Annotated in this window: 21 protein-coding genes and 1 riboswitch; of the genes, 9 read left to right on the top strand and 12 right to left on the bottom strand. The window is 72.3% G+C overall.

Features of this window, described 5'->3' with window-relative positions; genetic code table 11:
* Positions 1-87: 87 nt before the first annotated feature.
* The gene (gene thiC, locus ACIP82_RS17635) at positions 88-1,905 is read right to left on the bottom strand and encodes a phosphomethylpyrimidine synthase ThiC (protein ID WP_400654153.1); all 1,818 of its coding nucleotides are present in this window, start codon (positions 1,903-1,905) and stop codon (positions 88-90) included.
* Positions 1,901-2,035, bottom strand: a riboswitch (TPP riboswitch). (Overlaps the previous gene by 5 nt.)
* A 153-nt stretch (positions 2,036-2,188) precedes the next feature.
* On the opposite strand from thiC, the gene ACIP82_RS17630 reads away from it, so the two are divergent.
* Both ACIP82_RS17630 and ACIP82_RS17625 read left to right on the top strand, forming a co-directional pair.
* Entirely contained in the window at positions 2,189-2,395 is a 207-nt protein-coding gene (locus ACIP82_RS17630) for a hypothetical protein (protein ID WP_363613972.1), read from the top strand.
* Positions 2,396-2,498: 103 nt separating this feature from the next.
* A complete protein-coding gene (locus ACIP82_RS17625; protein ID WP_400654150.1) occupies positions 2,499-3,992 on the top strand; it encodes a flotillin family protein in 1,494 nt (497 codons plus the stop codon).
* A 142-nt stretch (positions 3,993-4,134) separates the two neighbouring features.
* On the opposite strand, the gene ACIP82_RS17620 is transcribed toward ACIP82_RS17625, so the two are convergent.
* From ACIP82_RS17620 to ACIP82_RS17610, 3 genes are all read right to left on the bottom strand, one after another.
* Positions 4,135-4,335 carry a DUF5326 family protein gene (locus ACIP82_RS17620; protein WP_363613969.1) on the bottom strand — a complete coding sequence of 67 codons (201 nt, stop codon included), beginning with the start codon at positions 4,333-4,335 and terminating at the stop codon, positions 4,135-4,137.
* Between the two features lie 183 nt (positions 4,336-4,518).
* On the bottom strand, positions 4,519-5,187 hold the full coding sequence (gene tenA, locus ACIP82_RS17615) for a thiaminase II (RefSeq protein WP_363613967.1): 669 nt from the start codon (positions 5,185-5,187) through the stop codon (positions 4,519-4,521).
* Between the two features lie 25 nt (positions 5,188-5,212).
* Positions 5,213-5,530 carry a cupin domain-containing protein gene (locus ACIP82_RS17610; protein ID WP_363613965.1) on the bottom strand — a complete coding sequence of 106 codons (318 nt, stop codon included), beginning with the start codon at positions 5,528-5,530 and terminating at the stop codon, positions 5,213-5,215.
* A gap of 98 nt (positions 5,531-5,628) precedes the next feature.
* Here ACIP82_RS17610 and ACIP82_RS17605 point away from each other — a divergent pair, with 98 nt between their 5' ends.
* Complete coding sequence (locus tag ACIP82_RS17605; protein WP_363613963.1) at positions 5,629-6,006, top strand: phage holin family protein; 378 nt, start codon at positions 5,629-5,631, stop codon at positions 6,004-6,006.
* A 116-nt stretch (positions 6,007-6,122) separates the two neighbouring features.
* On the opposite strand, the gene ACIP82_RS17600 is transcribed toward ACIP82_RS17605, so the two are convergent.
* The gene (locus ACIP82_RS17600) at positions 6,123-6,548 is read right to left on the bottom strand and encodes an SsgA family sporulation/cell division regulator (RefSeq protein WP_400654147.1); all 426 of its coding nucleotides are present in this window, start codon (positions 6,546-6,548) and stop codon (positions 6,123-6,125) included.
* A gap of 236 nt (positions 6,549-6,784) precedes the next feature.
* Positions 6,785-7,609 (bottom strand): helix-turn-helix domain-containing protein, encoded by an 825-nt coding sequence (locus ACIP82_RS17595; RefSeq protein WP_363613959.1) that lies wholly within the window; start codon positions 7,607-7,609, stop codon positions 6,785-6,787.
* A gap of 329 nt (positions 7,610-7,938) precedes the next feature.
* Between ACIP82_RS17595 and ACIP82_RS17590 the strand changes: the two genes are divergently transcribed.
* Positions 7,939-8,511, top strand: a complete 573-nt coding sequence (locus tag ACIP82_RS17590) for an NUDIX domain-containing protein (RefSeq protein ID WP_363613957.1) — start codon at positions 7,939-7,941, stop codon at positions 8,509-8,511.
* An 8-nt stretch (positions 8,512-8,519) separates the two neighbouring features.
* On the opposite strand, the gene ACIP82_RS17585 is transcribed toward ACIP82_RS17590, so the two are convergent.
* The 4 genes from ACIP82_RS17585 to pdhA all read right to left on the bottom strand — a co-directional run bounded on the left by ACIP82_RS17585 (position 8,520) and on the right by pdhA (position 13,971).
* Positions 8,520-10,109 (bottom strand): globin domain-containing protein, encoded by a 1,590-nt coding sequence (locus ACIP82_RS17585; RefSeq protein ID WP_400654144.1) that lies wholly within the window; start codon positions 10,107-10,109, stop codon positions 8,520-8,522.
* 264 nt (positions 10,110-10,373) lie between these two features.
* Positions 10,374-11,747 (bottom strand): dihydrolipoamide acetyltransferase family protein, encoded by a 1,374-nt coding sequence (locus ACIP82_RS17580; protein ID WP_400654283.1) that lies wholly within the window; start codon positions 11,745-11,747, stop codon positions 10,374-10,376.
* A gap of 5 nt (positions 11,748-11,752) precedes the next feature.
* The gene (locus tag ACIP82_RS17575; protein WP_363613989.1) at positions 11,753-12,733 is read right to left on the bottom strand and encodes an alpha-ketoacid dehydrogenase subunit beta; all 981 of its coding nucleotides are present in this window, start codon (positions 12,731-12,733) and stop codon (positions 11,753-11,755) included.
* A 95-nt stretch (positions 12,734-12,828) separates the two neighbouring features.
* On the bottom strand, positions 12,829-13,971 hold the full coding sequence (gene pdhA, locus ACIP82_RS17570; protein ID WP_400654142.1) for a pyruvate dehydrogenase (acetyl-transferring) E1 component subunit alpha: 1,143 nt from the start codon (positions 13,969-13,971) through the stop codon (positions 12,829-12,831).
* Between the two features lie 149 nt (positions 13,972-14,120).
* Between pdhA and ACIP82_RS17565 the strand changes: the two genes are divergently transcribed.
* A complete protein-coding gene (locus tag ACIP82_RS17565; protein WP_400654140.1) occupies positions 14,121-14,582 on the top strand; it encodes an Lrp/AsnC family transcriptional regulator in 462 nt (153 codons plus the stop codon).
* Positions 14,583-14,760: 178 nt separating this feature from the next.
* Here ACIP82_RS17565 and ACIP82_RS17560 read toward each other — a convergent pair whose 3' ends face one another.
* The gene (locus ACIP82_RS17560) at positions 14,761-15,345 is read right to left on the bottom strand and encodes a TetR/AcrR family transcriptional regulator (RefSeq protein WP_363613949.1); all 585 of its coding nucleotides are present in this window, start codon (positions 15,343-15,345) and stop codon (positions 14,761-14,763) included.
* A gap of 265 nt (positions 15,346-15,610) precedes the next feature.
* Between ACIP82_RS17560 and ACIP82_RS17555 the strand changes: the two genes are divergently transcribed.
* The 3 genes from ACIP82_RS17555 (at position 15,611) to ACIP82_RS17545 (ending at position 20,354) form a co-directional block, all read left to right on the top strand.
* Positions 15,611-16,741: a hypothetical protein gene (locus tag ACIP82_RS17555; RefSeq protein ID WP_400654138.1), complete on the top strand. Its 1,131-nt coding sequence runs from the start codon at positions 15,611-15,613 to the stop codon at positions 16,739-16,741.
* Positions 16,742-16,937: 196 nt separating this feature from the next.
* Positions 16,938-18,638: a phenylacetic acid degradation protein PaaN gene (paaN, locus tag ACIP82_RS17550; RefSeq protein ID WP_363613945.1), complete on the top strand. Its 1,701-nt coding sequence runs from the start codon at positions 16,938-16,940 to the stop codon at positions 18,636-18,638.
* A 186-nt stretch (positions 18,639-18,824) separates the two neighbouring features.
* Positions 18,825-20,354, top strand: coding sequence for an FAD-dependent monooxygenase (locus ACIP82_RS17545; protein ID WP_363613943.1), 1,530 nt, complete (start codon positions 18,825-18,827; stop codon positions 20,352-20,354).
* Here the strand turns inward: ACIP82_RS17545 and ACIP82_RS17540 are convergent.
* A complete protein-coding gene (locus ACIP82_RS17540; protein WP_400654135.1) occupies positions 20,267-21,022 on the bottom strand; it encodes a CGNR zinc finger domain-containing protein in 756 nt (251 codons plus the stop codon). The two genes, ACIP82_RS17545 and ACIP82_RS17540, sit on opposite strands and share 88 nt — an antisense overlap.
* A gap of 103 nt (positions 21,023-21,125) precedes the next feature.
* Here ACIP82_RS17540 and ACIP82_RS17535 point away from each other — a divergent pair, with 103 nt between their 5' ends.
* Entirely contained in the window at positions 21,126-23,288 is a 2,163-nt protein-coding gene (locus ACIP82_RS17535) for a protease pro-enzyme activation domain-containing protein (RefSeq protein WP_400654133.1), read from the top strand.
* The last annotated feature ends 148 nt before the right edge of the window (positions 23,289-23,436 follow it).

Below are 23,436 nucleotides of genomic sequence, written 5' to 3'. Positions count from 1 at the left end.
CCTTCCTCCCTGGAGCAGCCGCACGCCGAAGCGCTGCTCCGGGAAAGCCTCCCGGCTTCCCGGAGCAGCGCAGCCGGCGGGGCGACGTCAGTCCGCCAGCGGCAGGTAGACCCGGTTGCCCTGGGCGGCGAACTCCTCGGACTTGGCCTTCATGCCCGCCAGGGCCTCGGCGTCGAACTCGGTCTCCACGGCACTGGAGCCCTCGCCGTGCTCGGCCCGGATCTTTTGACTGATCTTCATCGAGCAGAACTTCGGGCCGCACATGGAACAGAAGTGGGCCGTCTTGGCGGGCTCCGCGGGGAGGGTCTCGTCGTGGAAGGCGCGGGCCGTCTCCGGGTCGAGGGCCAGGTTGAACTGGTCCTCCCAGCGGAACTCGAAGCGGGCGTCGGAGAGGGCGTCGTCCCAGGCCTGGGCGCCGGGGTGGCCCTTGGCGAGGTCGGCGGCGTGGGCGGCGATCTTGTAGGTGATGACGCCGGTCTTCACGTCGTCCCGGTTGGGCAGGCCCAGGTGCTCCTTGGGGGTGACGTAGCAGAGCATCGCGGTGCCCCACCAGGCGATCATCGCGGCGCCGATGCCCGAGGTGATGTGGTCGTAGCCGGGGGCGACATCGGTGGTCAGCGGGCCGAGGGTGTAGAACGGCGCCTCGTCGCAGATCTCCCGCTGGAGATCCATGTTCTCCTTGATCTTGTTCATCGGGACGTGGCCCGGGCCCTCGATCATCACCTGGACGTCCTTGGCCCGGGCGATCCGGCCGAGTTCGCCCAGCGTCCGGAGTTCGGCGAACTGCGCCTCGTCGTTGGCGTCGGCGATCGAACCGGGCCGCAGGCCGTCACCGAGCGAGAAGGTGACGTCGTAGCGGGCGAGGATGTCGCAGAGCTCCTCGAAGTTGGTGTGGAGGAAGTTCTCCCGGTGGTGCGCCAGACACCAGGCGGCCATGATCGAGCCGCCGCGCGAGACGATGCCGGTCTTGCGGCGGGCCGTCAGCGGGACGTACCGCAGCAGCACTCCGGCGTGGACGGTCATGTAGTCCACGCCCTGCTCGCACTGCTCGACGACGGTGTCGCGGTAGACGTCCCAGCTGAGGTCCTCGGCCTTGCCGTCGACCTTCTCCAGCGCCTGGTAGAGCGGCACGGTGCCGATCGGCACGGGGGAGTTTCGCAGGATCCACTCGCGGGTGGTGTGGATGTTGCGGCCGGTGGAGAGGTCCATCACGGTGTCCGCGCCCCAGCGGGTGGCCCAGGTCATCTTCTCCACCTCCTCCTCGATCGAGGAGGTGACGGCGGAGTTGCCGATATTGGCGTTGATCTTCACCAGGAAGTTGGTGCCGATGGCGGCCGGCTCGACCTCGGGGTGGTTCACGTTGACCGGGATGACGGCCCGGCCGCGCGCCACCTCGGAGCGGACGAACTCCGGCGCCAGGCCCTCGCGCAGGGCGACGAACTCCATCTCCGGGGTCACGATTCCGCGCTTGGCGTAGCCGAGCTGGGTGACTGCGACGTCGCCGCGGCCGCGCAGGGGGCGGCGCGGGCGGCCGGGGAAGACGGCGTCCAGGTTCTTCAGGTTTCCGCCGCGCGGCGAGGTGTGCTTGATCCCGTCGTCCTCGGGGCGGGCCTCGCGGCCGTCGTACTCCTCGACGTCGCCGCGCTGGCGGATCCACGCGTCGCGCAGCGCGGGCAGGCCGCGCCGTACGTCGGGCTCGTACGCCGGGTCGGTGTACGGCCCGGAGGTGTCGTAGAGCGGGACGCTCTTCTCGTTGGTGAGCACGACCTCGCGGTACGGAACGCGCAGGTCGGGGCGGGACCCGTCGCGGTAGGCCTTGCGCCAGGCCGGGGTCGGATAGCCGGTGCCCGCGCTGCTGACGGCGGCGTTCTGGGCAGACTGCGGCTGTGCATCAAAAGTGGTCATCAGACCTTCAACTCCCTACGCCGGCATTACCCGGTCAGGTTCCTGCGGTCGGCGCAGCGTTCGGCACGTCCAGCGACGTCCCGGTCAGCGCCCTCTCAGCCCGGTGCTCCGAGCTCCCGTGTCCGCAGGCGGTATTGCCCGCGCATGACGTCCAACACCGTAGCGAGCCGATCGCGGCTGGTCCAGAGGGGGTCGGTGCCCGGCGATTCGGCCGGCGGGCCCACCGGGGGAGCCCGGCCCGGCAGACTGGCAGTCACACGGGCAGGCGACGAGGGAGGCCGTAGTGGTCGGAAGCACAGGGCGGGTCACCGGTCCGGTCGGAGCCGGTCTGGTCGGCGAGGTGATGGTGCACGTCAGGGAGCGCCAGGGGACGGAGGCCTTCCTGGCCTACCTCGCCGTACCGGGCGACCGGCTGTCGGTCGGCACACCGGTGGTGGTGGTCGAGTACCACCCGCCCCGGACCGTCTATGTGGCACCGGTCTTCCCGTGACACGCTTGTGACAGCCCGTCACGTCACTTCCCTTTCCTTCGAGTTGCCCTGAGCGGACAATCCGAACCGGCGCATCTCATGCGCCGTAAGGGGGAGTTGAACCATGGTGCTCATCATCGCGGGGGCCGTCGTCGCCGCGCTGGTCTTCGGGATCACGCTCTTCAAACTCATGTGGCGGGTGGCGGAGCCCAACGAGGCTCTGATCATCTCCGGCTCCCGGCACCGGACCGAGGGGGTCGGCGACGGTCTGGGCTTCCGGATCGTCACCGGCCGCGGGACCTTCGTCACGCCGGGCCTCCAGGGTGTCCGCCGGCTCTCACTGGACCTCAACGAGGCCGAGCTGAACGTCGAATGCGTCACCTCACAGGGCATCCCGGTCCACGTCAAAGGCGTGGTGATCTTCAAGGTCGGCGACGACGAGGTCTCCATCGCCAATGCCGCCCGGCGCTTTCTCGACCAGCAGAAGCTGATCAGCCAGCGCGTCCACAACGTCTTCGCCGGCCACCTGCGCTCGATCGTCGGCGGGCTCACCGTCGAGGACATGATCAGGGACCGCGAGCGGCTCACCGGGGAGACCAGGGCCGCCTCCGGGCTGGAGATGGAGAAGCTCGGGCTGATCATCGACACCCTGCAGATCCAAGAGATCATCGACCCCACCGGCTACATCAAGAACCTCGCCATCCCGCACGCCGCCGCCGTCCAGCGGGACGCCCGGATCGCCCAGGCCGAGGCCGACCGGATGGCCACCGAGGCGGAGCAGGAGGCCGCCGCGCGCAAGGCCGAGGCCACCCGCAACAGCCAGATCCAGCAGTCCGCCTACCAGGCCGAACGGGACACCGCCAACGCCCGCGCCGAGCAGGCCGGACCGCTCGCCCAGGCCGCCGCCCGGCAGGAGGTGGTCGTCCAGGAGACCAAGGTCGCCGAGCTGGAGGCCCGCCGCAAGGAGCAGCAGCTGCAGATCGACGTCCGCAAGCCGGCCGACGCCAAGGCGTACGAGACCCGCACCAGGGCCGAGGCCGACCGCGACGCCCGGATCTCCGCCGCCCAGGCGCAGGCCCAGGAGACCGAGCTGAAGGCGGCGGCCGAGGCCGGCCAGGTCAAGATCGCCGCCGCGGCCGCCGCGGAGGCCACCAAGCTGCGCGGGCTCGCCGCCGCCGAGGCGACCAGGGCCACCGGGGAGGCGGAGGCCGCCTCCGCCGAGGCCCGCGGTCTGGCGGACGCGGAGGCGACCCGGGCGATCGGGCTCGCCAAGGCCGAGGGCATCCGGACCCGGGCCGCCGCCCTCTCGGAGAACCAGGAGGCCGTGGTGGCACAGGAGTTGGCGGAGAAGTGGCCGGACATCGTGCTGGCCGCCGCCGAGTCCTTCGGCAATGTCGAGCACATGATCCTGCTGAACGGCGCCGACGGGGTGGGCGAGCTGTTCGCCAAGGCCCTCACCATGGGCGGCACCGGCCTCGGCCTCGCCCGGCAGCTGCTCACCACCATGCACGGTCCGGAACAGCCGGCGGCTCCGGCGCCGGGGCCGGTCCAGCAGGTGCCGATCGAGGACCGCGCGGTGACGGAGGCCCGGGTCCGACGGTCGGCGGACGACAGCTGACGGATGACAGGTAACGGATGACGACTTTCAACATTCGTTTTCTGTTATCTGTTATCTGTTAGTTGTCGGTTGTCCGCCGCCACCAGAACGACCGGCGCCCGCACCCCACGCAGGGGGTACGGGCGTCCGGGGTCCGTACGGGTCAGCTCTTGGCGGCCTTCTTCACCAGGATCACCACGGCGGCGGCGATGCCGACCACCACCAGCAGCTTGATGACCACGCTCAGCAGGGCGCCGACGACGCCGAACACGAACCCCACGATGTTCCAGGCCAGGATCAGCACCAGCACCGGGACGACGATGTTGCGCACCCAGGAGGGCAGCGACTTCCAGAACTCAGCCATGTCCGTTCCTTCTCTCCCCTCGGGGCCGGCTGCCGTCCGGTGCCGCATCCCGTTTGCTTTCGATACTTCGATCGTACGGGGCCGCAAGTGCCGGAACGAGAGCCAACGGCCCGGAGAGAACCCCGAGATCACCCCGACTCCGACCCCCGGGGGCTCCCCTGAGGATCAGACCGGCCAGGAGGATCAGACCGGCCACGTCTCGCCACGCCAGGCGGCGTCCCAGAACATCCACTCGTAGCGCGAGGTGGTGGTGAAGTGCTCGACCACCCGGCGGCGCTCCGCCGGGGAGATCTCCTCGCCGAGCCGGTCGGTGAGCGCCAGCACCCGCCGCACCACGGCCTGGAACGTCTCGTCCCCGTAGGTCGCGATCCACTTCGCGTAGAGCGGGTCGGGGGAGCCCTTGGCGAGCAGTTCGTCACCGACCCGGGCATAGATCCAGTAGCAGGGCAGCACCGCGCCGACGGCCTCGGCGAAGGAACCGCCGTAGACGGTCGCCAGCAGATAGCTGGTGTAGGCCCGGGTGGTGGGCAACACCGGTTCCGTGGCGGCCTGTTCGGCGCTGGCGCCGAAGGCCTCCATGAACTCGGCGTGCATGCCCTGCTCGGCCGCCAGCGCGCCGACCGCGTCGTCGGCGAAGGCCCGCACCTCCTCCTCACCGGGCGCCTTGGCGGCGCAGACGGCGAGCGCGCGGGCGTAGTCGCGCAGGTAGTGCGAGTCCTGGACGACGAAGTGGCGGAACGCCTCCCGGGGCAGGGTGCCGTCGGTGAGGCCGCCGATGAAGGGGTGGTCGAGGATCTTGGCGTAGACCGGTTCGATCGCCGCCCAGAGTTCTTCCGTCAGGCTCAGGCTCATACCCCGACCCTAACCGGGCCCCGGATCAGTCCTCGGGCGGGGAGAACACCACGAGCACCCGCAGTTCCTCGGTGATGTGGTGGAACCGGTGCGGCACCCCGGCGGGGACGTAGACGACGGTGCCGCGCGCGACCGTGGCGGTCTCGTCGCCGACGGTCAGTTCGGCCCGGCCGCTGACCACCTGGTAGATCTCGTCCTGGGCATGCGCGGTCTGCGGGTCGGTGTCGCCCGGGGAGAGCGCGTAGAGGCCGGCGGACATCCGCGGCTCGCGCAGAAAGCGCAGATAGGCACCGTCGTTGGCGGCGCGCTCGGCGTCCAGTTCGTGCAGCCGGAAAAGCTTCATCGGTGCTACCCCTCCAAGTCCGGGACCACCGGGCATTCAACACCAACATGCCCGGTGGGAGCTTCCCCCGCCCCCCGGTGGCCTGCGACGCTGGGGCCATGAAGGGTTTCGTCATCAAGACACTTATCAACGCGGCCGCCATCTGGGTGGCCGCCTGGATCGTCACCGGCATCACGCTGACCGGTGACGACTGGCAGCACAAGACCCTGACGGTGATCGCCGTGGCGCTGGTCTTCGGGGTGGTCAACTGGCTGATCAAGCCGGTGGTGAAGCTGTTCTCGCTGCCGCTGTTCATCCTCACCCTGGGCCTGATCACCTTCGTCATCAACGCCCTGATGCTCTGGCTCACCTCCTGGGCCTCGGACAAGCTCCACCTGGACTTCCACGTCGAGGGCTTCTGGGCCGCGCTGTTCGGCGCGCTGATCATCAGCCTGGTCTCCTGGGGTCTCAACCTCGCCCTGGGCGACGACGACTGAGCGTCCGGCCCGGTGCGCCAGCACGAGAGCCGACACGAGAGCCCACGCGAAAGGGGCCCGTGCCCGGGTGGTTCACCGGGTACGGGCCCCTTCGGCCACGCTGGTCCCGCAGCCGGTCACCCGGCGTTCTCACGCCCTCGGAGGATGTCCGCGAGCTCAGCGTCCAGTTCACCCCCGGTGATCTCCTGACCCATCGGCACCAGCCGGTCGGTCCGGGCCAGGAAGGCGATCAGCGGCGCCGCGGAGGCACGCAACAGGGCGTCCCCGTCGGGAGAGTGCAGCACGATGCAGACCTCGGAGAGCTCCCCGCTGACCGGGTGGATGTGCACATCGCCCTCGCCGGCCGGACGACTGATCCCGTCGAGCAGCAGCTCACGGGCGAAGACCCAGGTCACCGGTTCGTCACCGGGCAGGTGGAAGGTGAAGCGGACCGCGTACGGGTCGATCGGGTCGTACGCGAGGTCGACCACGATGCGGAAGGAGAGCTCGTTCGAGGCCACGAGGTTCATCACCAGGTGGCCCTGGACTGTGGTGTGCTGCATGGCGCCAGTACCTCTCGTTCTGCCCGGTCGCACGTGCTGAGGGTCCGCGCGGGCCGGACAAGGCAGTTCGCTGACAGGGGATGAGGGAGTGCGACTGTGTCTGTCGCGTAGACGATTTGGCGGTTTTGTGTAACCGATCCCCGTTCGATCCTCATCGTCCACGTTTGGTCGCGCCATGGACAAGGCGCGCTTTTTCAAATGGTGAACAAAGCGGAACCAAAGCGACACGGGGAGTTTCAGAGGACGAACGACGGTGTCATCGCGCCGACGCTCCGACGCAGTTGCCCGGCGACGACGGCCAGCCGGTCGGCCTGTTCCACCGGGAGCGAGACGGCCATCGTCGCGACCACCGACCCGACGGTGATCGGCACCGCCGCGCAGACCGTGCCGAGCGCGTACTCCTGGCGCTCCAGGACGGGCATGGTCGGCCGTAGCGCGGAGAGCCGGCGCAGGACGGCCGCCTCGTCGACGAGGGTGGACGGGGTGAGCCCGACCGGCGGGTGGCGCGCGAGGTGGTCACGCCGGGCGTCCTCGGGGAGCTGACCCAGCAGGCACTGGCCGATCGCGTGGGCGTGCGCGGTGGCCTGGAAGTCGGCCCAGGGTTCGACGGCGGGCTGCCCCCGTCCGGCGACCACGTCCACCACCCGCACCTCGCCGTCCTGGTAGAGCGCGAAGTAGACCGCGGCGCCGAGTTCGCCCCGCAACCGCTCCATCCGGGCGCGCAGATCGTGCCGCTGGGACTGGCGGTCGTCGGCCCGTCCTATGCCGTCCACCGACTCCCCGTAGAAGAACCTGCCGTCGTCCCGGCGGAGGTAGCCCTCGTGGGTCAGCGTGCGCAGCAGGTGGTAGGCGGTGCCGAGCGGCAGGCCGGCGGCCCGGGCGAGCTGCTTGGCCGTGGCCCCCTGCCGGAACCCGCCGACGGCCTCCAGCAGCCGCAGCGCCCGCTGGACCGAGGCGATCAGGGTGGGCGGCCGGTCCTTGCGCGGAGGTGACGTGGGCGTCGGCAACCTGACCACCCTCCCCGCACGGAGCGCCTTGGACTGCTCTGCGATCTGATCCATGGCCACACCCAGCCCCCAGCCCGAGTCACTGCACAGGTGGACATACGGAGTGAAGTGCTCCGATTCGCCCGATAGTCGCTCATTGCAGCACAGGGACGGCGCGGCTGCAATCACTCTCACACGGTTCACTCGGTAAAATCCTTGGAATCGAAGGTTAAAAGTCCGATCGACCCACTATTTTCATGATCGGTTTAAGCTTCATCTTCATTATCCAAGATCCATCAGCGTCGCGCCCTGTCCCCGAACGGACGCACCCCGGGCAGGTCAGCGTTTCGGCCCCGCCGCCCTGCGGGAGACTCCCGCACAACGCTCCAGCCCCGGAGGTCTCCATGGGCCCAGCGAACACCCACCAGCCACCACGCCCCGTGGTCAAGCGCACCGCGCGGGCGATCCTGCTGGAACTCGACCCGGACGACCCGTACGGCCCGGCCTCGATCGTGCTGATCAAGCGGCTCCGGCCCGACTCCCCGCGCCCGTACTGGATCACCCCGGGCGGCGGGGTGGAGCGCGACGACCGCACCGTGGTGGACGCCCTGCACCGGGAGGTGGACGAGGAGCTCGGCGGCAAGGTCGTCGACGTCGTCCCCGCCTTCGTGGACACCGTCAGCCACCCCCACCCGCACCCCCACGCGCCGGGCGGGACCGCCGTCGACCACGGCGCCCCGCTCCACCCGCACGGGGTCAAGGTGCAGCACTTCTTCGTCTGCCGGCTCGCCTCGATGGACCTCACCCGGCGGCACGGGCCCGAGGTGGACGAGCCCAACGGCGAGTACGAGGTGGTCCGGCTGCCGTTCACCCGGGAGGGCGTCACCTCGGTCAACGTCGTCCCGCCCAGCCTGCGGGCGTACCTGGCGGCCAACATCGAGGGCATCCGCGCGCTCCTCGCCTCCGACCTGGGCTGAGCGGAGCCTCAGCCGGCCGCCAGGTCGCCGACCAGGTCGTGCCGGATCCGCTCCGGCGGCACCCCGGAGCGCAGCAGCACGCCGACCCCGCGCCGCACCATCGCGGCGGGCCCGCTGAGGTACGCCTCGCGGCCCGCCCACGGCCCGAACCGACCTGCGGTCTCCGGCAGTTCACCGGTAAGCAGTCCGCCTCCCGGGGCCCCGGGGCCGGACAGCACCGGGTGCACCGAGAGCCAGCGGTGGCACCGGGCCAGCTCGCTCAGCGCCGCCAGCTCGTAGAGCTCGGCGGCCTGCCGGGCACCGTAGAAGACCTCCACCGAGCGGCCGGCCGCACCGTACTGGGCGACCTCCTCCACCAGCGCCCGGACCGGGGCGATGCCGGTGCCGCCGCCGAGACAGAGCAGGTCCGAACCGGCCGCGTGGTCGACCGTCATCGCGCCGGCCGCCGGACCGAGCCGCAGCACGTCCCCCGGCACGGCCCGGTGCACCAGGGCGTTGCTCACCCAGCCCGCCGGGACGGCCTTCACATGGAAGGTCAGCAGACCGTCCGGCCGGGGCGCCGAGGCGAACGAGAAGTGCCGCCAGACCCGCGGCCACCAGGGCGTCTCCAGGCTGGTGTACTGCCCGGCCCGGTACGGGTACGCCTGGTCGGGGCGGACGGTGACCACCGCGATGTCGGGGGTGCGGCGCTCGTGCGCGACCACCTCGGCCTGCCACCAGGGCGGCGAGGTACGGGCGGCCTCCTCGGCGGCCTCGATCATGATCGAGGAGACCAGGCGGTAGACCCGGCGCCAGGCCAGCTCCGTCTCCTGGTCCCAGCGGTTGCCCGCGTACCGGGCCAGTGCCTGCACCAGACACTCGCCCACCGGGCCGAAGTGGCTGGTCAGCGTCCCGTACCGGCGGTGGCCGCGGCCGAGGGCGCTCAGCCGGGTCCGCAGGCCGGCCGGGTCGTCGGCGCTGCGGGCGGCCATCAGCAGGGCGCGGAAGAGGCGGTCGCGCTGGACGTCCATGGCGGCCGGGAAGAGCGCGCGGATCTCGGGGTGGTGCAGGAAGATCAGCGCGTAGAAGTGCGCGGTGGCCCGGTCGGCGACCGGCTCGACCGCGGCCAGGCTGGCCCGGATCAGCTCGATGTCCCGGGCGGTGGGCGGCTGTTCGGCCGCGGCGCGCGGATCGGGCGCGGCCAGGGGAGCGGGAGCGGGGACCGCGGAAAAGGGAACGGCGCGGGGCGCGGTGGGGGCCTGCGGTGCCCGGGCCCGGGCACCCGTGGTCTCTCCGGCCGGGGGCTGGGGAAGGCCCCCCGGGCCCGCCCAGTTGAGGCCCGGCGCCCGGGTGAACAGCGGCTCGATCACCGGCCCGGCGGCCGGGGCCCAGAGGTCCGGCGTACTCGGCGCGGGGATCGTGGGCGGTTCGGCCGGCCGGGCGGGGATCACCGGCACCGGCGGGACGTCCGGCGGGTCCGACGGCACCGGCGGCAGCGCCGGCCCGAGCCGTGCCCCGGGCTCCGGCCCGGCCGGTGCGGCGTCCGGCAGGCCCGGCACGGCCGTGACCGCCGCCGAGCCGTGCCCGGTCCGGACCAGGAACGTTCTGCGTGACTTCACCGCAACGTTTCGAGTACTCAAGAGAATCGTTTCGCCTCCGGCCGGCCTCTGCCACCACCTGGCTTGTCCTACTGACGCCTAGGCAGCGTGGCACGCCCGAAGTGCTCATCCGACGAATCACGCGAAGCCCGGACACCCGGCCCCCGTACGCGCTACTCTCGCCCGGTCCATGGCCGTCCTGGGGCGAACTGCCCCCAGGACGGCCACCGCGACCACGAAGGGCCGCCGTGACCACCGCCGCCGTGGCGGTCACAGCCATGGCGGTCACAGCCTGCGCAGCAACGTCCCCGGCTGCTCGACGCAGTCCGCGACGAACCGCAGGAACCCGCCCGCGGTACCGCCGTCGCAGACCCGGTGGTCGAAGGTGAACGACAGCTGGGTCACCTCGCGCACCGCCAACTCGCCCTCGTGCACCCAGGGTCTGGCGACGATCCGGCCGACGCCGAGCATCGCCGCCTCGGGGTGGTTGAGGATCGGGGTGGAGCCGTCCACGCCGAACACCCCGTAATTGTTCAGGGTGAACGTCCCGCCGGTCAGCTCGGCCGGGGTGAGCGAGCCCGACCGGGCCGCCTCGGTCAACCTGCCGAGTTCGGCGCCGAGTTCCTCGGTGGTCCGCAGCTGCGCGTCCCGCACCACCGGGACGACCAGCCCGCGGTCCCCCTGGGCGGCGAAGCCCAGGTGCACGGCGGAGTGCCGAAGGATTCCGGAACCGTCCTCCGTCACACTGGAGTTGAGCTCCGGGAAGCGACCCAGCGCCACCGTGCAGATCCGGGCGAGCAGCGCCAGCACGCTCACCTTCGGCCCCGGCGCGGCGTTCAACTGCCGCCTGAGCGCCATCAGTCCGGTGGCATCGGCGTCCACCCAGCAGGTCGCGGCGGGGATCTCCCGGTGGCTGCGGGTGAGCTTCTCCGCCACCGCCCGGCGCAGCCCGCGCAGCGGGACGACGCCCTCCACCGCCGGAGCGACCGGGGAAGCCAGGGAAGCCGGGGAGACCGCGGATGCCACGGCCAGCGCCGCCACCGCCCGGTCCACATCCACCCGCATGATCAGCCCGTCCGGCCCGCTCCCGGTCAGCGCCGCCAGATCGATGCCGTGCTCCCGGGCGGTACGCCGGACCAGCGGCGAGATCACCGGCACCACGGCGGGCCCCGCCGCGGTCACCGGGGCCGGCACGGTCACCGGATCGGCCACGGCCACCCGGGCCGCCGCCACCGCGGGAGCGGCCCCCGCAGGAGCCACCGGCGGTCGAACCGGTCCCCCGACCCGGCGCCGCCGACCGCCCCGGTCGGGCTCGGCCACGCCGTACCCGACCAGCGGCCGCTCCAGCGCCGTGGCGGTCTCCCCGGCCGAAGCCGCCCCACCGGTCAACGGCTCACCCGGCTCACCGACGGCGGGCGCCACCGCGACCGTCACCAGCGGCGCGCCGACCGCCACCTCCTCACCCGGCTCGCCGTACCGGGCGGTGACCACCCCGCCGTACGGGCAGGGCACCTCCACCACGGCCTTGGCCGTCTCCACCTCCACCACCGGCTGGTCGACCGCGATCACCTCACCGACCTCGACCATCCAGCGCACCACCTCCGCCCCGGTGAGCCCCTCACCGAGGTCGGGCAGGGTGAACTCGCGCACGACCGGCATCATCCTCAGTCCTCCCACTGCAACCGGGCGACCGCGTCCAGGATCCGGTCCACCCCGGGGAGGTGGTGGTGCTCCAGCATCGGCGGCGGGTACGGGATGTCGAAGCCGGTGACCCGCAGTACGGGGGCGGCCAGATGGTGGAAGCAGCGCTCGGTGACCCGCGCGGCGATCTCCGCGCCGGTGCCGCCGAAGCCGGTCGCCTCGTGCACCACCACGGCCCGGCCGAGCGAACGCACCACCCGGCAGACCGTCTCGTCGTCGAACGGCACCAGAGTGCGCAGGTCCAGCACCGCGAGGTCCCACCCCTCGGCCTTCGCCACCTCGGCCGCCTCCAGGCAGACCGGCAGCGAGGGCCCGTAGGTGATCAGGACGGCGGAGCTGCCGGTGCGCCGCAGCACGGCCCGGCCGATCGGCTCGACCGGCGCCGCCGGGTCGAACCCGGCCTTGCCCCAGTAGAGCCGCTTGGGCTCCAGGAAGATCACCGGATCGTCGGAGGCGATCGAGGCGCGCAGCAGCCCGTACGCGTCGGCCACCGTCGCCGGGGTGACCACGTGCAGGCCGGGGGTGCTGGTGTAGTACGCCTCGGAGGCGTCGCTGTGGTGCTCGACGCCGCCGATCCCGCCGCCGTACGGGATGCGGACGGTGATCGGCAGCGGCAGCCGGCCGGCCGTCCGGTTGCGCATCTTGGCGACGTGCGAGAAGAGCTGCTCCAGCGCCGGGTAGGCGAAGGCGTCGAACTGCATCTCCACCACCGGGCGCAGCCCGTACATCGCCATGCCGACGGCGGTGCCGAGGATGCCGGCCTCGGCCAGCGGGGTGTCCAGGCAGCGGTCGGGGCCGAACTCGGCGGTCAGCCCGTCGGTGATCCGGAAGACGCCGCCGAGGGCGCCGACGTCCTCGCCGAGCACGTGCACCGCCGGGTCCGCGCGCATGGCGTCCCGCAGCGCGGAGTTGAGCGCCTGCGCCATGCTCACCGTGGTCGGCATGGCCGGTGTCGCCGGTGTCGCCGGTGTGGCCACGGTGCTCTTCCTGGTCGCCGGTGTCGCTGCGGCCGCCGCACGAGCGGCGACGGAGGCCTCGTTCATCGGTGCCCCACCTCGGCCTCGGCGGCCAGTTCGGCGGCCAGCTGGTCGGCCTGCTCCCGCAGTTGCGGGGTGGGCTCGGCGAAGACGTGGGTGAACAGCGACATCGGGTCCAGCTCGGCGTCGGCGTGGAACTCGGCCCGCATCCGGGCCGCCAGCGCCTCCGCCTCGTCGGCGGCGTCCTGCACCAGCGTGTCGTCCAGCACGCCGAGTTCGCGCAGTGCGCGCTCCATCAGCAGGATCGGGTCGTGCTCCCGCCAGGCGGCCACCTCGGTGTCGTCCCGGTAGCGGGTGGCATCGTCGGCGTTGGTGTGCGCCTCGATCCGGTAGGTGAGCGCCTCGACCAGGGTCGGTCCGCCGCCGGCCCGGGCCCGCTCGACCGCCTCGGTCAGCACGCTGTGCACGGCGGGCGCGTCGTTGCCGTCCACCAGGCGGCCCGGTATGCCGTAGCCGACGGCCTTGTGGGCCAGGGTGGGCGCGGCGGACTGCGCGGTGAGCGGGACGGAGATGGCGTAGCCGTTGTTCTGCACCAGGAAGACCACCGGGGCCTGGAGCACCGCGGCGAAGTTCAGCGCCTCGTGGAAGTCGCCCTCGCTGGTGCCGCCGTCACCGAGCAGCGCCAGCGCGACCACCGGCTCGCCGCCCAGCCGTGCGGCGTGCGCCAGCCCGACGGCGTGCGGGGCCTGGGTGGCCAGCGGCGTGCAGAGCGGCGCCGTACGGACGGCGCGCGGGTCGTAGCCGGTGTGGGCGTTGCCGCGCAGCAGGGTCAGCGCCTCCAGCGGGTCGACGCCCCGGGAGACCACGGCGAGGGTGTCGCGGTAGCTGGGGAAGAGCCAGTCCTGCTCGCCGAGCGCCAGCGCGGCCGCGACCTGGCAGGCCTCCTGGCCGGTGGAGGCCGGGTAGACGGCCAGCCGGCCCTGCTTGGTGAGGGTGGTCGCCTGCTGGTTGTAGCGGCGGCCGACCACCAGGCGGCGGTACAGCTCGCGCAGCAGCGCGGGATCGTACTTCTCCAGCGCGGGGGTGCCGAGCACGCGGACGGGCGAGACGTCCGGGAGCAGCGGGGCCGGGTCGGTGCGCGGGGCGGTCGCCCCGGGCAGCCAGCCGGGCACCGCCGTGTGGTGTCTGTGGTCGAGAACGGTCATCTCGGGGCACCTCCTGGGGTGGCGGGGGCTCCCTACCGATTGTTCGGTCGTCTGTTCATCTTGACCAGAACCATGACAAGGTGGTGGACAATCGGCCCGGAGGGCGGTCGACTGATGGCAGTACGTCCAATCAGGGAGGGTGGGGGGTCATGTCGACTGAACAGACGTCCAGACTCGACCGTGTCGACCGGTCGATCCTGCGGCTGCTGCAGCAGGACGGTCGCGCCTCCATCCGCTCGGTGGCCGAGCGGGTGCATGTGTCCAGGGCCAATGCGTACGCCCGGATATCAAGGATGGTCGAGGACGGCGTCATTCGCGGCTTCACCGCCCGCGTGGACCACGAAAGGGCAGGTCAGGGCGCATCCGCGTACATCACCCTGAAGATCGTCCAGAACTCCTGGCGGACGGTTCGGGAGCAGCTGCTGGAGCTGCCCGGGGTGGCGCACATCGCCCTGGTCGGCGGCGACTTCGACGTCATCCTGCTGGTGCACACCGCCGACAACCACGCCCTGCGCGAGCTGGTGCTGAACCGCATCCAGTCGATCCCCCAGGTGCTCGGCACCCGGACCATGCTGGTCTTCGAGGAGACCGACCAGGTGCCGCCGGTCTGATTGTCGCCCGCTCGCCTCCGGGGCGCGCTGTGTTTTCGCCCGCTCGCCTCCGGGGCGCTCTGGTCCGGTGCCGACGGTCGTCGCTCCAAGACCCCTCGTTCCTCGGGGCCTCCTCGCTCCTTCCTTTCGGCACCGGCGCGCCCCTTCGGCTCGGGGCGGGTACGGCGGGCTGGGGCGGCTAGCGGGCCCGCAGTCCGTCGAAGGCCAGGTGGACCACCGCGTCCGCGACGCCGTCGGCCGCCTTGAGCCCCGGCCGGTACCACTCCACGATCGAGTTGATCATGCCGAAGAGCAGCCGGGTGGCCAGCCGGGGCTCGACGTCCGCCCGTAGCGCGCCGTCGGCCACGGCGGCCCGCAGCAGCTCGGCGACCTGGTGGTCGAACTCCCGGCGCCGCTCCAGCGCCCACTGCTCGGTGACCGTGTTGCCCCGCACCCGCAGCAGCAGGGTGACGTACGGCAGCTCGGCCAGCAGCACCTCGGCGGTCCGCCGCACCACGTGCTCCAGCCGCTCCACGGCCGGGCCGGTCACCGCAGCCGGCTCGGCGAGGATCGCGAACAGCCCGTCCAGGGCCCGGCCGACGGCCAGCCGCAGCAGCTCCTCCTTGCCGCGCACATGGTGGTAGATGGAGGACTTGGAGATGCCGGCCGCCCGCGACAGGTCTTCCATCGAGGTGCCGTCGTAACCGCGCTCGTTGAAGACGTCGACGGTCACCGCGAGCAGCGACTCCACGGTGTAGGCGGTACGCGTGGTGTGATCGGCCATCCTCCGAGTATCCCCGCCCTCACTCCACCGGACGCGGTCGGGTCCATCGGTCCGCACCGGTGAAACACCCCAGGGCCTAGACTCTCCGGACGATCGTCCATGGCCAGCAGGGGTGGGGTCCAGTCTGATGAGCGCAATACCGGCAGTCGCGTCCGACGTGCCCGAGCAGCGCAGCGAGAAACCGGATGCGGCGCCGGGGCACGGCTGGCGCGAGCGTGCCCGGGGCCTGGCCGTGAGATTCGGGCCGGCCGTGTGGTGTTACGCCGTGCTCAAGCTGATCGGCTTCACCGTTTTCATGAAGCTGCTCTCGTTCTCCGGCGAGTACCTCAAGAAGCACCCGCGCTTCGGCGGTGGCGCCAACCCCTGGGACGTGCTGGCCACCTGGGACGGCTGGTGGTACCAGCAGGTCGCCGAGTTCGGCTACCACCCTGCGCTGGTGGTGATCCCCGGCGGGACGCCGGGCTTCACCATCGAGCAGAACTCGGCCGCCTTCTTCCCGCTCTACCCGGGCCTGATGCGGCTGGTCTCGGACACCACCGGCCTCGGTCTGTACGGCGCCGGGATGCTGGTCTCGGTGGTGGCCTCGCTGTTCGCCGCCGCCGGGATCTACGCGGTGGTCGAGAAGATGGCGGGCGCCCGGGCCGGTGTGATCGCGGCCGGCATCTGGGCGATCGCCCCGGGCTCCGGCGCCGAGTGGGCGCTCTACTCCGACTCGTCCTTCGTCGCGCTCGCCGCCTGGGCCTGCTACTGCGTGATGACCAAGCAGTGGGTCGCCGCCGGGGCGCTCACCCTGGTCGCCGGCCTCAACCGGCCGACCTCGGCGGCGCTGATCGGCGCGGTCGGCCTGGCCGCGCTGGTCGAGCTGTACCGGCGGGAGAGCGGGATCGCCAGGCCGCTGGCCGCGCTGCTGATGGCCCCCGTGGGCCTGCTCGGCTACGTCGGCTGGGTCGGCTGGCGGATGGGCGACTGGGGCGGCTACTTCAAGCTCCAGCACGACGCCTGGCTGCACTACTTCGACTTCGGCAAGGGCACCTACAAGGCGATCCGCGGGGTACTGCTGGGCCGGAGCGACTACCCGTTCGCCTTCCCGGTCGCCGATCTGCTGGCGACGCTGATCGTGCTCTCGCTGCCGGTGCTGATCGTGCTGATGATCCGGCTGCGCCCGCCGCTGGTGCTGACCGCCTACACGCTGGCCACGATCGTGTCGGTGCTCGGCAGCCTGGGCATCTTCGGCAATGTCTCGCGGTATCTGCTGCCCGCGTTCCCGCTGTTCATCGCGCTGGCGGTGGGCATGCGCAAGCTCAGCTGGCCGGTGCTGGCCACGGTGCTCGGCACCGGCGCCGTCGCCTCCGGCTGGTTCGGCGGGTACGTCATCTTCGAACTCGGCATCCCGTAGACCGGCGACCCGCGGACCGACGGCCCCACGACTCCACGGCCGGTCGACCGGCAGCCTGTTCCCGCGCGGGGCGCGTCCACTCCGGACGCGCCCCGCGCGTTTTTCGCGTGTTCCGGCGCCGCACACCCCCTTGAGCCGACCGATCGTTCGGTTACTCTGGGACGTGTCCCGTCCTCCCCTCTGAGGAGCGCACACGATGTCCGCAGCGGTCACCCACCCCCTCGTCGCCGAACTGGCCGAACGCCACCAGGCCACCCTGGACGCCGCGCTCGCCGCCGCCGCCGAACGCGACTACTGGTCGCCCTACCCCGAGTTCCCGAAGGCCTACGGCGAGAGCGGCGCCGAGGACGGCAAGGCGGCCTTCGAGGCCCTGCTGAACAAGCCGTTCGCGCTCGACGGCCACCCCGCCGACGGTGACCTGATCGGCGGCGAGGTCTCCCCGTACGGCCTCGAACTGGGCATCGGCTACCCGCACGCCGGGCCGGACGCGCTGATCGCCGCCCTGCGCGCCGCCCAGCCCGGGTGGGCCGCCGCCGGGCCGCTCGCCCGCGCCGCCGTCTGCCTGGAGATCCTGGCCCGGATCAACGCCCGCTCGCACGAGTTCGCGCACGCCGTGATGCACACCACCGGGCAGGCCTACGGCATGGCCTTCCAGGCGGGCGGCCCGCACGCCCAGGACCGCGGCCTGGAGGCGGTCGCCTACGCCTACGCCGAGCAGACCCGGCTGCCGCGGAGCGCCGGCTGGACCAAGCCCCAGGGCAAGCGCGACCCGCTGGTGATGACCAAGGAGTTCACCGTCGTGCCGCGCGGCGTCGCGCTGCTGATCGGCTGCAACACCTTCCCCACCTGGAACGGCTACCCGGGCCTGTTCGCCTCGCTGGCCACCGGCAACCCGGTCCTGGTCAAGCCGCACCCGCGGGCCGTGCTGCCGCTCGCCCTCACCGTCCGGACCGCCCGCGAGGTGCTCGCCGAGGCCGGCTTCGACCCCAACCTGGTCTGCCTCGCCCCCGAGCACGAGGGCGGCACCGTCGCCCAGCTGCTCGCCGTGCGGCCGGAGGTCAGGCTGATCGACTACACCGGCTCCACCGCCTTCGGCGACTGGCTGGAGGAGAACGCCCGGCAGGCCCAGGTGTACACCGAGAAGGCCGGCGTCAACACCGTCGTCATCGACTCCACCGACGACTACCGGGGCATGCTGAACAACCTGGCCTTCTCGCTCTCGCTCTACAGCGGCCAGATGTGCACCACCCCGCAGAACCTGCTGATCCCGCGCACCGGCATCGACACCGACCAGGGTGCCAAGCCGTACGACCAGGTGGTCGCCGACCTCGCCGCCGCCATCGACGGCCTGCTCTCCGACGACGCGCGGGCCGCCGCCGTCCTGGGCGCCGTGGTCAACCCCGGTGTGCTCCAGCGCTCGGTCGCCGCGGCCGCCGGGGAGTACGGCGAACTCGCGCTGGCCCCGCGCGTGGTGGCCTCGCCCGAGTTCCCCGCCGCGACCGTCCGCACCCCGGCGCTGGTCACGCTGGACGCCGACAAGCCGGACGACCGGGCGGTCTTCCACAGCGAGTGCTTCGGCCCGGTGTCGTTCGCCGTCGCGGTGGAGTCCACCGCCGCCGCGATCGAGCTGCTGCACTCCACGGTCCGGTCCCAGGGCGCGATGACGGCCTCCGCCTACACCACCTCGCCCGAGGTCGAGACCGCGCTGGTCGAGGCCGCGCTGGACGCCGGCGTCTCGCTCTCGCTCAACCTCACCGGCGGGGTGTACGCCAACCAGACCGCCGCGTTCTCGGACCTGCACGGCACCGGCGCCAACCCGGCCGCCAACTCCGCCTACTGCGACGGCGCCTTCGTCGCCAACCGGTTCCGCACCGTCGAGGTCCGCCGGCACGGCTGACGGCCGCACCACCCGGCCGCACCGATCAACCGCACCGATCGGCCGCGGCACATCGGTACCGGGCTCCGGCGGGCACGCGCCGCCGGGGCCCGGAGATTCACAGTCCCGCCCGGGGCAGCGATGATGGTGTCCGGGAGAACGCTGAGAGCGGCGTTCAGCCTTCGTCCGAGCACCGGGAGCTGACACATGACCGCGAAGCAGATCGGCACCGACGTCCTCATCGTCGGCGCCGGACCGACCGGCCTGCTGCTGGCCGGTGACCTGGCCGCCGCCGGGGTCCGGGTCACCGTCCTGGAGAAGCGCGGCGCCGAGTCCAACCTCACCCGGGCCTTCGCCGTGCACGCCCGCAGCCTGGAGCTGCTGGACGCCCGCGGGCTGGCCGACGAGCTGATCGCCACCGGCCGTCCGCTCAGCTCGCTGCGGCTCTTCGACCGGCTGAAGGTCGACCTCGGCCAGCTCCCGACCCGCTTCCCGTTCGTCCTGGTCACCCCGCAGTACCAGACCGAACGCCTGCTCCAGGAGCGCGCGCTGAAGGCCGGCGCGACCATCCTGCGCGGCACCGAGGTGACCGGGCTGCGCCAGGACGCCGAGGGCGTCACGATCGAGGCCCGCTCCCGTCCTTCGGGCGAGGAGAACCCCGTGGGCGGCACCACCGTCACCCACCGGGCCCGCTACGCGGTCGGTGCCGACGGTGTCCACTCCGCCGTCCGCGACCTGCTCGGCATCCCCTTCCCCGGCGAGTCCGTGGTCAACTCCGTGATGCTGGGCGACGTCCGGCTGGAACGCGAGCCCGACGAGGCGGTTGTCGTCGGCGCCGCCGAGAACGGTTTCGCCTTCCTCGCGCCGTTCGGCGACGGCTGGTACCGGGTCATCGCCTGGGACGGCGACGACCAGCGCGCCGACGCCGCCCCGCCCTCGCTCGACCGGATCGCCGCCGTCACCCGCACCGCCCTCGGCGAGGACTACGGCCTGCACGACGCCCGCTGGACCTCCACCTTCCACAGCGACGAGCGCCAGGTCCCCAACTACCGCTCCGGCCGGGTCTTCCTGGCCGGCGACGCCGCGCACTGCCACTCCCCGGCCGGCGGCATGGGCATGAACACCGGCCTCCAGGACGCCGCCAACCTCTCCTGGAAGCTCGCCGCCGCCGTCCGGGGCTGGGCCACCGACGCCCTGCTGGACACCTACCAGACCGAGCGGCACCCGGTCGGCAAGGCCGTCCTGCGCAGCTCCGGCGCGCTGATCCGGCTCGCGCTCGCCCAGTCCGCCCCCACCCGGGCCCTGCGCGGCGCCCTCGCCGCCGTCGCCGAGCACCTCGACCTGGTCACCGAGCGCGGCGCCCGCACCGTCTCCGGCATCGGCATCCACTACGCCGCTCCGAAGGACGCCCACCCGCTGGTCGGCCGACGCGTACCGGACCTGCGGCTGACCGGCCTGCGGCAGGCCCGCGAGGGCGAGCCGGCCCCGCCGGAGCGGCTCGCCGAGGCGCTGCGCGCCGGCCGGTTCGTCCTGGTCAGCAATGACGAGCTGTCCGCCGCCGACCCGTGGGCGGACCGGCTGGTCACCGCCGCGCCCGCCGACCCGCACGGCAAGCTGCGCGACACCGTCCTGCTGATCCGCCCGGACGGCTACGCCGCCTGGGCCGCCGTCGACCCGGGCCACGGCGAACTCCGCGCCGCGCTGGCCCAGTGGCTGGGCGCCCCCACCGACGACTGACCACGCCCCGGCGGGCGCCCGTACTCCCCGGGCGCCCGCCACGAGGGTCGCCGGGAGCCCCGGCCGTCCCCGGGCACCGCCCGATCGGGCGCGGTGTCCGGGGATCCGCATATCCGCGAGCACTGTCCGCGCGCCTTGTCCGCGTTTCCTGTCCGCAGGCCCTGTCCACGCGCCCGCTCATAGTGCCGCGCCGTCTTCGCCCGATTCCCGCACGCCGCCATGGCACACCACCGCCGGCGGCCGTTCCGCGACGTGTCGAAGAAATGCAGAATGCATGCCCCGTGCCCACACCGCCTGATCCGGTGCGGCCCCTGCCGCGGTAGCGCCGCCGGCCCGGCCGGGGAGAGCCGGATCCGGTAGCCGTCCGGCCGGTCGAGCAGGTCGTTCACCGGGGCGCCGGCCCGGCGGGTGTTCAGCAGGTCAAGGGCCGGTGGTCCACCGGTCAACGGCCGGGGACCGCGCGGCTCCGTCACCTGGCGGCCCGTCACCGGCCCTCCCCGATTCGCGGTCCGCCGAGTCCGCTCCGGTCCGCCTGAGCGCCTCCTTTCCCGTCCTGACGTGATCCGGTTCCGGATTTCCCGCCATTCACTGTATGAAGGCCCGCACACTCTGTTCTGTTTTCTCCCATTCACAGTTGACTGTTTTTTAGCAACGAATTGCTTGACCATAAGCCAATTCGCACACGGGTTCTGTCATGTTCTAGCCAGCGTTTTCGACCCTGGAACGCCCTGGCCCCGGCCGGCCCCCACGCGCCGGCCAGAGGAGGATCCCGTGCGCCCCCGTTCCCTTGCCCTCGCCGCGGCCCTTGCCGTCCTGCCGCTGACCGCCGTCTCGCTCGGCGTGACCGGCGCGCAGGCCGCTCCCGTCCCCAACGCCTCCGCCCCTCGCGTCTCGCTGCCGGACACCGTGGCCCCCGCGGTGGCCCGCTCCGAGAAGAAGGGCGACGTCCCCGCCGACCAGCAGCTCTCGGTGGCCGTCAGCCTGAAGCTGCGCGACACCGCCGGGCTGGACCGCTTCCTCGCCGCGGTCGCCACCCCCGGAACCCCCGAGTACGGCGGGTACCTGACGCCGCAGCAGTTCACCGAGCGCTTCGGCCCGACCCAGGCGGCGGTCGAGCAGGTCAGGTCGTACCTCACCGCCCAGGGCCTGACCGTCTCCGGCGTCAGCGACAACCGCCAGGTGGTCGGCGCGCGCGGCACCGCCGCGCAGATCGCCAAGGCCTTCGGCACCCACGAGAGCGCCTACCTGGACCCGCAGGCACAGCGCGCCTTCTTCGCCAACGACGCGGCCGCCTCCGTCCCGGCCGACCTCGCCGGCGTGGTGCAGGGCGTCTCCGGCCTCAACAACCACACCGTCCGCACCACCCGCCTGGCGAAGCCGCAGGCCGCGGCCGCCCCCAACGCCGCGCCCAACGCCGCGCCCAGCGGCTTCGGCCCGTCCCAGTACGACGGTGCCTACCGGCTGGACAGGACCGGCGCCGACGGTACCGGGGTCACCGTCGCCCTCTGGGAGTTCGACGGCTACAGCTCCACCGACCTGAAGACCTACGACTCCCAGTACGGCCTGACCGGACCGGCCGTCAGCACCGTCTCGGTGGACGGCGCAAGCTACGACTCCGCGCCCGGCGACGGCCAGGGCGAGGTCGAGCTGGACAGCGAGATCGTGCGCGGCGTCGCCCCCAAGGCGACCCAGCTGGTCTACGAGGCGCCCAACAGCGACCAGGGCGAGATCGACATGGCCGCCAAGATCGTCTCGGACAACAAGGTCTCGGTGATCTCCATCTCCTGGGGCTCCTGCGAGCCGGACACCACCGCCTCCTCCATGACGGCCGTGGACAACTCCTTCAAACAGGCCGCCGCCCAGGGCATCTCGGTCTTCTCCGCCTCCGGCGACGACGGCTCGCGCGACTGCACCCGCTCGACCAGCGGTTCGTCCGTCAAGGCGGTCGACTTCCCGGCGTCCAGCCCGCACCAGACCGGCGTCGGCGGCACCAACCTCAAGGTATCCGGGACGGGCTACTCCTCGGAGAGCGCCTGGAGCACCGCCGGCGGCGGCGTCTCCACCGTCTTCGCCAGGCCCGCCTGGCAGACCGGCACCGGCGTCAGCGGCACCATGCGCACCGTCCCGGACGTCTCCTCCGACGCCGACCCTGCCAGCGGCTTCGCCATCTACACCGCCGGCGGCTGGCAGGTGTACGGCGGCACCAGCGCGGCCGCGCCGCTCTGGTCCGGCTACGCGGCCCAGTTCGACCAGAAGGCCAAGGCCGCCGGACAGCCGGTCCTCGGCGAGGCCTCCCCCAAGCTGTACGCGGTCGCCAACGGCGGCGGCTACGGCACGGCCTTCCACGACGTCACCACCGGCAAGAACCAGGACTTCCCCGCCAAGGCCGGCTACGACCAGGTCACCGGCTGGGGCAGCCCGATCGCCGACGCCCTGGACACCGCGCTGCTCGGCGGCACCACCCCGCCGCCCTCCGGCGGCTGCACCCCGGCCCAGCTGATCGGCAACGGCGGCTTCGAGAGCGGCACCGCCGCACCGTGGACGGCGTCCAGCGGCGTCGTCGACAGCAGCACCGGCGAGGCCGCCCACACCGGCTCATGGAAGGCCTGGCTGGACGGCTACGGCAGCAGCCACACCGACACCCTGGCGCAGACCGTCGCCGTCCCGGCCGGCTGCAAGGCCGTCCTCTCGTTCTGGGTCCACGTCGACACCGCCGAGACCGGCTCCACCGCGTACGACAAGCTGACCGTCCAGGCCGGCTCGACCACCCTGGCCACCTACTCCAACGCCGACGCGGCCACCGGCTTCGCGCAGAAGTCCTTCGACCTCTCGGCCTTCGCCGGACAGACGGTGACCATCACCTTCACCGGCACCGAGGACTCCTCGCTCAAGACCAGCTTCGTGATCGACGACGCCGCGCTCAACGTCTCCTGACCATCTCCACCCCCACACAGGCGGGGGGGGGCGCCCCCGCCCCCCCCCCCCCCCCCGAGCCCCACCCCCCCCCACCCCCAATACCGTAGGGACACCAGCGCCGGGAAACGAGCGAAGAAACCAACCAGTAGGGAAAAGAAGGCAATAG

This window comes from Kitasatospora sp. NPDC088548, from assembly GCF_044753005.1.
GTDB lineage: Bacteria > Actinomycetota > Actinomycetes > Streptomycetales > Streptomycetaceae > Kitasatospora.
The sequence above is the reverse complement of the archived record's forward strand: the minus strand, read 5'-3'. Positions and strand labels throughout refer to the sequence as shown.

What these genes read in the sequence shown, in the direction of transcription:
- thiC (WP_400654153.1), bottom strand. Translation starts at nt 1,905, where the DNA reads ATGACCACTTTTGATGCACAGCCGCAGTCTGCCCAGAACGCCGCCGTC.
- ACIP82_RS17540 (WP_400654135.1), bottom strand. Translation starts at nt 21,022, where the DNA reads ATGGTCAAGCAATTCGTTGCTAAAAAACAGTCAACTGTGAATGGGAGA.
- ACIP82_RS17590 (WP_363613957.1), top strand. Translation starts at nt 7,939, where the DNA reads ATGGGCCCAGCGAACACCCACCAGCCACCACGCCCCGTGGTCAAGCGC.
- ACIP82_RS17580 (WP_400654283.1), bottom strand. Translation starts at nt 11,747, where the DNA reads ATGCCGGTCGTGCGCGAGTTCACCCTGCCCGACCTCGGTGAGGGGCTC.
- tenA (WP_363613967.1), bottom strand. Translation starts at nt 5,187, where the DNA reads ATGAGCCTGAGCCTGACGGAAGAACTCTGGGCGGCGATCGAACCGGTC.
- ACIP82_RS17610 (WP_363613965.1), bottom strand. Translation starts at nt 5,530, where the DNA reads ATGAAGCTTTTCCGGCTGCACGAACTGGACGCCGAGCGCGCCGCCAAC.
- ACIP82_RS17565 (WP_400654140.1), top strand. Translation starts at nt 14,121, where the DNA reads ATGTCGACTGAACAGACGTCCAGACTCGACCGTGTCGACCGGTCGATC.
- ACIP82_RS17605 (WP_363613963.1), top strand. Translation starts at nt 5,629, where the DNA reads ATGAAGGGTTTCGTCATCAAGACACTTATCAACGCGGCCGCCATCTGG.
- pdhA (WP_400654142.1), bottom strand. Translation starts at nt 13,971, where the DNA reads ATGACCGTTCTCGACCACAGACACCACACGGCGGTGCCCGGCTGGCTG.
- ACIP82_RS17620 (WP_363613969.1), bottom strand. Translation starts at nt 4,335, where the DNA reads ATGGCTGAGTTCTGGAAGTCGCTGCCCTCCTGGGTGCGCAACATCGTC.
- paaN (WP_363613945.1), top strand. Translation starts at nt 16,938, where the DNA reads ATGTCCGCAGCGGTCACCCACCCCCTCGTCGCCGAACTGGCCGAACGC.
- ACIP82_RS17625 (WP_400654150.1), top strand. Translation starts at nt 2,499, where the DNA reads ATGGTGCTCATCATCGCGGGGGCCGTCGTCGCCGCGCTGGTCTTCGGG.
- ACIP82_RS17600 (WP_400654147.1), bottom strand. Translation starts at nt 6,548, where the DNA reads ATGCAGCACACCACAGTCCAGGGCCACCTGGTGATGAACCTCGTGGCC.
- ACIP82_RS17595 (WP_363613959.1), bottom strand. Translation starts at nt 7,609, where the DNA reads ATGGATCAGATCGCAGAGCAGTCCAAGGCGCTCCGTGCGGGGAGGGTG.
- ACIP82_RS17545 (WP_363613943.1), top strand. Translation starts at nt 18,825, where the DNA reads ATGACCGCGAAGCAGATCGGCACCGACGTCCTCATCGTCGGCGCCGGA.
- ACIP82_RS17560 (WP_363613949.1), bottom strand. Translation starts at nt 15,345, where the DNA reads ATGGCCGATCACACCACGCGTACCGCCTACACCGTGGAGTCGCTGCTC.
- ACIP82_RS17575 (WP_363613989.1), bottom strand. Translation starts at nt 12,733, where the DNA reads ATGCCGACCACGGTGAGCATGGCGCAGGCGCTCAACTCCGCGCTGCGG.